Origin of the sequence: Burkholderia sp. E168m23 (assembly GCF_016586125.1) — a bacterium.
Classification (GTDB): domain Bacteria; phylum Pseudomonadota; class Gammaproteobacteria; order Burkholderiales; family Burkholderiaceae; genus Burkholderia; species Burkholderia orbicola.
Map to the genome: position 1 here is coordinate 1 of NZ_BCPP01000393.1, position 6,133 is coordinate 6,133.

Annotated in this window: 8 protein-coding genes; 6 read left to right on the forward strand and 2 right to left on the reverse strand. The window is 66.2% G+C overall.

Translation table 11 applies throughout. The annotated features are described in order from the left end of the window. The first annotated feature begins 27 nt into the window (after window positions 1-27). Window positions 28-885 (forward strand): cytochrome c oxidase subunit 3, encoded by an 858-nt coding sequence (locus JMF90_RS20020; RefSeq protein WP_006477734.1) that lies wholly within the window; start codon window positions 28-30, stop codon window positions 883-885. 174 nt (window positions 886-1,059) lie between these two features. Here JMF90_RS20020 and JMF90_RS20025 read toward each other — a convergent pair whose 3' ends face one another. Further along, window positions 1,060-1,269 (reverse strand): twin transmembrane helix small protein, encoded by a 210-nt coding sequence (locus tag JMF90_RS20025; RefSeq protein WP_006477735.1) that lies wholly within the window; start codon window positions 1,267-1,269, stop codon window positions 1,060-1,062. Between the two features lie 84 nt (window positions 1,270-1,353). On the opposite strand from JMF90_RS20025, the gene JMF90_RS20030 reads away from it, so the two are divergent. The 5 genes from JMF90_RS20030 to JMF90_RS20050 are packed head-to-tail and all read left to right on the forward strand — an operon-like array spanning window position 1,354 to window position 5,436. After that, the gene (locus JMF90_RS20030) at window positions 1,354-2,064 is read left to right on the forward strand and encodes an SURF1 family protein (RefSeq protein ID WP_236593014.1); all 711 of its coding nucleotides are present in this window, start codon (window positions 1,354-1,356) and stop codon (window positions 2,062-2,064) included. A 60-nt stretch (window positions 2,065-2,124) separates the two neighbouring features. Continuing rightward, window positions 2,125-2,751, forward strand: coding sequence for a cytochrome c oxidase subunit I (locus tag JMF90_RS20035; protein WP_041492027.1), 627 nt, complete (start codon window positions 2,125-2,127; stop codon window positions 2,749-2,751). A gap of 25 nt (window positions 2,752-2,776) precedes the next feature. Further along, window positions 2,777-3,889: a heme A synthase gene (locus JMF90_RS20040; RefSeq protein ID WP_011546270.1), complete on the forward strand. Its 1,113-nt coding sequence runs from the start codon at window positions 2,777-2,779 to the stop codon at window positions 3,887-3,889. A gap of 8 nt (window positions 3,890-3,897) precedes the next feature. Further along, entirely contained in the window at window positions 3,898-4,800 is a 903-nt protein-coding gene (cyoE, locus tag JMF90_RS20045; protein ID WP_006477738.1) for a heme o synthase, read from the forward strand. Between the two features lie 18 nt (window positions 4,801-4,818). After that, window positions 4,819-5,436, forward strand: a complete 618-nt coding sequence (locus JMF90_RS20050) for an SCO family protein (RefSeq protein ID WP_077180365.1) — start codon at window positions 4,819-4,821, stop codon at window positions 5,434-5,436. 142 nt (window positions 5,437-5,578) lie between these two features. Here JMF90_RS20050 and JMF90_RS20055 read toward each other — a convergent pair whose 3' ends face one another. Next, on the reverse strand, window positions 5,579-5,869 hold the full coding sequence (locus JMF90_RS20055; protein ID WP_012329263.1) for a YciI family protein: 291 nt from the start codon (window positions 5,867-5,869) through the stop codon (window positions 5,579-5,581). Window positions 5,870-6,133: the final 264 nt, after the last annotated feature.

Here is a 6,133-nt window from a genome sequence, read left to right on the forward strand (position 1 = left end):
AAATTGGACTGAAGTGGAGAATCAAGCATGAGCGGTCAAAACCAGACCCCGTACTATTTCGTGCCGCATCCGTCGCAGCATCCGATCAGCGCGGCCATCGGCCTGCTGGTCATGCTCGGGTCGGCCGCGCTGTGGATCAACGGTCACGACTGGGCGCCGTTTACGGCGCTGCTCGGCCTGCTGTGGTTGCTCTTCACGCTGTATCACTGGTTCGGCGACGCGATCGCCGAATCGGAAGGCGGTCATTACGGCAAGAACGTCGACAAGTCGTACCGCTGGAGCATGAGCTGGTTCATCTTCTCGGAAGTGATGTTCTTCGGCGCGTTCTTCGGCGCGCTGTTCTATGCGCGTGAGATCGCGCTGCACCAGCTCGGCAGCCTCGACTACAAGCTGATCTGGCCGGACTTCTCCGCCGTGTGGCCGAACGAAGGCCCCGCCGCGCTCGCCGGTCACTTCAAGACGATGGGCCCGTGGCCGATCCCGACGCTGAACACCGCGTTCCTGCTGTCGTCGGGCGTGACGCTGACGATCTCGCACCACGCGCTGCGCGACGATCATCGCAAGAAGGCGATTGCGTGGCTGGCCGCGACGCTCGTGTTCGGGATCTGCTTCCTGTTCCTGCAGGGCTTCGAGTACTACCACGCGTACAACGAACTGAACCTGACGCTGAACTCGGGCGTGTACGGTTCGACGTTCTTCCTGCTGACCGGCTTCCACGGCTTCCACGTGTTCCTCGGCGGCACGATGCTCGCGGTGGTGCTGGTGCGGATGATCCGCGGCCACTTCAAGCCCGATCATCACTTCGCCTTCGAAGGCGCCGCGTGGTACTGGCACTTCGTCGACGTCGTCTGGCTCGGCCTGTACGTCGTCGTCTACTGGCTGTAAATGGAACGACGGCCCGCGCAGCGATGCGCGGGCCGTTTTCATTGGTGTCGTGGGCGCGGCGGCGAAGCCGCGAGCGATACCACCCTGGCGCCGCCGCGACTCAGTCAGGCGGCGCTTTTGCTTGGTGGCGCGGCCGTGCGGCTAAATGTCACAGCGGTCGGCGCGGCAAAGGCATCAACGCCCGATCGGCAGGCCGGTCGAATGGATCCAGCCCATCCAGTTCGCGAACAGGATGAGCAGGAACAGCGACACCGACAGCCCGACGCGGGTGGCGAGCGACCAGACCATGCGCTTCGTATGGCCGCGGTCGTGCATCATGAAGTAGAGCGCCGAGCCCATGCTGGCAATGATGAGGACGAAGGCGATGGGAACGAGTATGTGCATGACACGAACCGGACGACGGCAATTCGAAAGGAAGAGGATAATTATCGCACTTCGCTTTCGCGCAGGTGCCGGGCGGGCCGCATGATGAAGATTCGCTGGCTGCCCGCGCTGCTGATCCTCGTCGTCGTCGCCATCACGATCCGTCTCGGGTTCTGGCAGCGCGACCGCGCGCACCAGAAGGAAGCGCTGCAGGCGAGCGTCGAGCGCTACGAGCAGGCGGTGCCGGTCGACATCGGCGCGCAGCCGGTGCCGCTCGCGTCGATCGAGTTTCATCGCGTACGGGCAAAGGGCCGTTTTATGCCCGAGCAGGCGGTGTTCCTCGACAATCGGCCGTATAACGACCAGCCGGGTTTTTACGTCGTGATGCCGTTTAAACTCACGGGCGGTGGCGTCGTGCTCGTGAACCGCGGCTGGCTGCCGCGCAACATCGCCGATCGCACGGCGATCGAGCCGTTCGCGACGCCGGCGGGCGACATCGAGATCGTCGGCATCGCGCGTGCCGACGCGTCGCGCGCGTTCGAGCTCGGCGAAGGCGGGTCGGCCGCGTACCAGAAGATCCGGCAGAACCTCGACGTCGCCGCGTATGCGAAGGAAACCGGGCTGCCGCTGCAGCCGTTCGTGATCCAGCAGACGAGCGACGACGGCGACAAGCTCGTGCGCGACTGGCCGGCGGCGACGACCGGCGTCGAGCGCAATTACGGTTACATGTTTCAGTGGTGGGCGATGGCGGCGGCCGCGCTCGGCTTCGGCCTGTACGCCGCGCGGCGTGCGGCGAAGAAGTCGGCCGGCGCGTGAGCGTCATGCCAGGACGCGGCGCCGGCGCCGCGGGTTCGTTTCGAGAGGTCTGATTTGTCCATGCAATCTCCCCGTCAGGGTTCGGCCGCTGCGCCGATGTCGCCCGCGGCCCGCAAGCGCGGCCGCTGGATGCTCGTGCTGCTGGGTCTCGTGTGCGCCGCGCCGATGATCGCGTCGTACTTCACCTATTACGTGATCAAGCCGAAGGGCGGGTCGACGAACTACGGCACGCTGATCGAGCCGCAGCGCCCGATCCCGGCGGATCTGCAGGTCACCGACGAAACCGGCAAGACGGTGCCGCTGTCGTCGCTGCGCGGGGTCTGGCTGTTCGTGATGACCGACCGCAGCGCGTGCGACGACGCCTGCGCGCAGAAGCTTTATTTCATGCGTCAGGTCCGCGTCACGCAGGCGGGCGAACGGCACCGGATCACGATGGTGTGGCTGCGCAGCGATGCGGGCGCGATGCCGCAGAAGGTGCTGGATGCGTATCCGGACACGCGCCGGCTCGTCGCCGATCCGGCCGCGGTGGCCGCGTGGCTGCCGGCCGATGCCGGCACGAAGGACAGCGACCACATCTACATGGTCGACCCGAACGGCAACCTGATGATGCGTTTCCCGAAAGACCCGAATCCCAGCAAGATCAAGTCGGACGTGACGAAGCTGCTGAAGTGGTCGAGCATCGGTTAAGGCGAGAGAACGAGGCACCATTCCGATGTCGTATCTACTGCAACTCGGCCTGATCGGCTTGTGCATCGCGCTGCTGCCGCTGTCGTACGTGTGGGTGAAGGCCGACGACGACAAGTTCCGCAAGCTCGTGTGGATCACCACGTTCCTGACGCTCGACCTCGTGATGTTCGGCGGCTTCACGCGGCTGACCGACTCGGGCCTCGGCTGCCCCGACTGGCCCGGCTGCTACGGCACGTCGTCGCCGTTCATCGCGCACGCGGCGATCACGGCCGCGCACCAGGCGATGCCGACCGGGCCGGTCAGCATGACGAAGGCGTGGATCGAGATGATCCACCGCTATTTCGCGATGGCGATCGGCGTGCTGATCATCGCGCAGACGGTGATCGCATGGGCCGCGCGGCTGCGCCGCCGCCCGCTGCACGTGTCGCCGTGGTGGCCGACGAGCCTGCTGCTGCTGATTCTCGTGCAGGGCGCGTTCGGCGCATGGACGGTCACGATGAAGCTGCAACCGGTGATCGTCACGATCCACCTGCTGCTCGGTCTCACGCTGCTCGGCACGCTGGGCTGGCTCGCGGCGCGGCAGACGCCGCTGCCGTCGTATGACCCCGAGGCCGGGCGTTACCGTGCGGCCGCGCTCGCGGCGCTCGTGCTGCTGGTCGTGCAGATCGCGCTCGGCGGCTGGGTGAGCACCAACTACGCGGTGCTCGCGTGCACCGACTTCCCGACCTGCAACGGCCAGTGGATTCCGCCGATGGACTTCCAGCACGGCTTCCACCTGTGGCGCGCGCTCGGAATGACGAAGGACGGCGACGCGATCACGCAGGACGCGCTGGTCGCGATCCACTGGACGCACCGCACGTTCGCGTTCGTCGTGGTCGCGTATCTGGTCGCGTTCGCGCTGAAGATGCGCCGCTTCGACTCGCTGCGGCGGCCCGCGAACGGCGTGCTGCTGGTCGTCCTGCTGCAGTTCGTGACGGGCCTGACCAACATCGTGCTGCAGTGGCCGCTGCCCGTCGCCGTCGCGCACAACGGCGGGGCCGCGATCCTGCTGCTGCTCGTCGTCATGTTAAACTTTCGCATCCTTTCAAGCCGCCCCGGCCGTGTCGCGCAGCCTGCGCGCGACGCCGCCCCGGCGTGACCGTCCCCATGCAAAGCACCCTCTCCCAATCGCCCGGTAGCCGCTTTTCCCAGTACATGGCGCTGACGAAGCCGCGTGTCACGCAGCTCGCGGTGTTCTGCGCGGTGATCGGCATGTTCCTCGCGACGCCGGGCATGGTGCCGTGGCATGTGCTGATCGGCGGCACCGTCGGCATCTGGCTGCTGGCCGGCGCCGCGTTCGCGATCAACTGCCTCGTCGAACAGAAGATCGACGCGATGATGCGCCGCACCGCGTGGCGTCCGTCCGCGCGCGGCGAGATCACGACGCCGCAGATCCTGCTGTTCTCGGCCGTGCTCGGCAGCGTCGGCGCATGGACGCTCTATACGTTCACGAACCCGCTGACGATGTGGCTGACGATCGCGACGTTCGTCGGCTACGCGGTGATCTACACGCTGCTGCTCAAGCCGATGACGCCGCAGAACATCGTGATCGGCGGCGCGTCGGGCGCGATGCCGCCGGCGCTCGGCTGGGCCGCCGTCACCGGCGCGGTGCCGGGCGACGCGTGGATCCTCGTGCTGATCATCTTCGTCTGGACGCCGCCGCATTTCTGGGTGCTCGCGCTGTATCGCCGCAAGGATTACGAGAACGCCGGGCTGCCGATGCTGCCCGTCACGCACGGCGAGAAGTTCACGCGGCTGCACATCCTGCTGTACACGGTGATCCTGTTCGCGGTCACGCTGATGCCGTTCATTTCCGGGATGAGCGGGGCCGTCTACCTGACGAGCGCAGTGCTGCTCGGCGCGGTGTTCCTCGCGTATGCGTGGAAGATCCATCGCGACTATTCGGACGAACTCGCCCGCAAGGCCTTCCGCTACTCGATCGTCTATCTGTCGCTGCTGTTTGCTGCGCTGCTCGTCGATCACTATGCACGCCCGCTGCTCGGCGTGTAACCGCACGGTTTGAACGCAATGCTTCCATCACGGTTCGGGCGCCGCGCGCGCCAAGGCTGGATGCTCGCGTGCGCATTCACGGCAGCGCTGCTGCTCGCCGGATGCGACAACGCGCCGAAATTCCAGAATCTCGACATCACCGGCAACACGCAGTTCGGCAGCGACTTCTCGCTGCCCGATACGACCGGCAAGGTCCGCACGCTCGCCGACTTCAAGGGCCGTGCCGTCGTGATGTTCTTCGGCTATACGCATTGCCCGGACGTGTGCCCGACCACGATGGCCGAATTGTCCGAAGCGCTGAAGCAGCTCGGCCCCGACGCCGCGAAGCGCGTGCAGGTGCTGTTCGTCACCGTCGATCCGGAACGCGACACGCCGGCGCTGCTCGGTCAGTACGTGCCCGCGTTCGATCCGTCGTTCATCGGCCTGCGGCCGGCCGACGACGCGGCGCTGAAGAAGGTCACGAAGGATTTCCGCGTGTACTACGCGAAGGTGCCCGGCAAGACGCCCGGCAGTTACACGATGGATCACACGGCCGCGAGCTACGTGTTCGACCGCGACGGCAAGCTGCGCTTGTTCGTACGCGATGGCCAGGGCCCGGCCCCGTGGGTCCACGACCTGAAGCTGCTGGTCGACTGACCGGCAACCGCCGGGCGCCCGGTCCGGCGTTTCGCGTGACGGCCGTTTTCGCGCCGTCGCGTTTTCCCGCTCTCGTTGTCGTGCACATGCGCTGCCCGCCGGGCGGCGCGTCGGCATGCGCGCGTATTGCGCCGAAGCCGCGTTACGGCAGCGCCGGCACGTTGAAGCCCGACGCGGCGCGCGTGATCCGGAATTCCGTCACGCGATAGGTGGCGAGCCCCTCGGTGACGAACGGGTCGGTTTCGAGGATCGCGTCGAGTGCGTCGCGATCGATGCGGGCCGCGAGGATCACGCCGCCTTCGCGCGGCACCTTCGGCCCCGCCGCGATGAAGATGCCCTTGTCGAACTGCGGCTGCAGGTACGCGCGGTGGCGTTCGAGCGCGTCGTCGATGCGCTCGAGCGACGCGGTGTAGTGGATGTCGATGACGTACATGGATGGCCTTGGAATGATGCCGGCGCTTTGTGCGACGGTCAGCCGGTCTTTTTAGCACAGCGGATGCGGGCTGTCGCGCCGGCGGGCGGCGCGTTTGTCGATCTCCGGTTCGCCGTGTTCGCGTGTATTCAAGATGTAAGCCTCGTTGCCGTAAATAAAAGAGCAACCGTTTGCGCGCGGCAGGCCGTTGGCGCGCCGGATGCATCGACATCGACAGAGGCACGCAGATGAGCAGAATGAGTTTGAACCGCAAGCTGTGGCTCG

Coding starts and splice junctions, on each gene's coding strand:
- JMF90_RS20020 (WP_006477734.1), top strand. CDS start 28: ATGAGCGGTCAAAACCAGACCCCGTACTATTTCGTGCCGCATCCGTCG.
- JMF90_RS20025 (WP_006477735.1), bottom strand. CDS start 1,269: ATGCACATACTCGTTCCCATCGCCTTCGTCCTCATCATTGCCAGCATG.
- JMF90_RS20030 (WP_236593014.1), top strand. CDS start 1,354: ATGAAGATTCGCTGGCTGCCCGCGCTGCTGATCCTCGTCGTCGTCGCC.
- JMF90_RS20035 (WP_041492027.1), top strand. CDS start 2,125: ATGCAATCTCCCCGTCAGGGTTCGGCCGCTGCGCCGATGTCGCCCGCG.
- JMF90_RS20040 (WP_011546270.1), top strand. CDS start 2,777: ATGTCGTATCTACTGCAACTCGGCCTGATCGGCTTGTGCATCGCGCTG.
- cyoE (WP_006477738.1), top strand. CDS start 3,898: ATGCAAAGCACCCTCTCCCAATCGCCCGGTAGCCGCTTTTCCCAGTAC.
- JMF90_RS20050 (WP_077180365.1), top strand. CDS start 4,819: ATGCTTCCATCACGGTTCGGGCGCCGCGCGCGCCAAGGCTGGATGCTC.
- JMF90_RS20055 (WP_012329263.1), bottom strand. CDS start 5,869: ATGTACGTCATCGACATCCACTACACCGCGTCGCTCGAGCGCATCGAC.